General features: G+C 56.3%; 1 rRNA gene. It reads right to left on the bottom strand.

From position 1 onward, the window contains the following. Positions 1-1,224: ribosomal RNA gene (locus ACR3FF_RS27095) — 23S ribosomal RNA — on the bottom strand; the annotation flags it as partial.

Here is a 1,224-nt window from a genome sequence, read left to right as displayed (position 1 = left end):
GGCTCCTACCTATCCTGCACAGTAGCGACCACGTCCCAGCGACAGCCTGCAGTAAAGCTCTATAGGGTCTTCGCTTCCCCTTGGGGGTCTCCAGACTCCGCACTGGAATGTACAGTTCACCGGGCCCAACGTTGGGACAGTGACGCTCTCATTGATCCATTCATGCAAGCCGCTACTGAAGCGGCAAGGTACTACGCTACCTTAAGAGGGTCATAGTTACCCCCGCCGTTAACGGGTCCTTCGTCCCATTGTACTGGGTGTTCAGATACCCGCACTGGGCAGGATTCAGTGACCGTACGAGTCCTTGCGGATTTGCGGTCACCTATGTTGTTACTAGACAGTTGGAGCGTCCGAGTCACTGCGGCCTGCTCTTATCCAGAGCAGGCATCCCTTATCGCGAACTTACGGGACTAACTTGCCGAATTCCCTAACGTCGGTTGCTCCCGACAGACCTTGGCTTTCACCGCCAGAGTACCTGTGTCGGATCTTGGTACGATCTTCACACTCGTCTTTTCACGGGCTCCGGGTACCACCGACTTGCGCTATCCCACCGTTCGTCCGCTTCCTGCCGTTACGGCTTCCACGAACTTTGATGGTTCGACCGGGCGACTGCCCGGCTCGATGTTTCCTGAAGCGTCAACTTTCACTGTGTGAAGGCACTGGAATATTAACCAGTTTCCCTGTTGACCGACTCGAATTGCGATCGGTCTTAGGATCGGCTAACCCTCAGCTGATCAGCATTGCTGAGGAACCCTTACTCGTAAGGTCGTCGAGGGTCTCACCCGACTAACGCTGCTACTATGGCCAGGATTTTCTACACCGAACGGTCCATACGAACTCTCGCCCGTACTTCCACCCGTCCGGAGTGCCAACCTACTGGATCACGCGTTAAAGCGTGCCGCTAGGTCTCGGTGATGAACTTGAGCCCCGATCATTTTCGGCGCCGCAAACCTCGGCCGGTAAGCTGTTACGCTTTTCTTAGAGGGTAGCTGCTTCTAAGCTCACCTCCCGGCTGTTTAGGGCTTGCGACCACCTTCAATCGCACTTAGCTCATACTTGGGGACCTTAACCCAGCTCTGGGTTGTCTCCCTCCTGGTGCACAGGCTTACCCCGCACACCGGATTCCTCGCGTCGACGGCGTCCGTAGGTTCGGAGTTTGACAGGAAGGCCGACTCCTCTCGGAGGCGGGACTTCCAATCGGTCGCTCTACCCCACGAACTACCT

The sequence above is a fragment of the Haladaptatus ordinarius genome, assembly GCF_054177595.1.
Note: the sequence above shows the minus strand (reverse complement) of the source record. Positions and strands in the feature narration are given on the sequence as shown.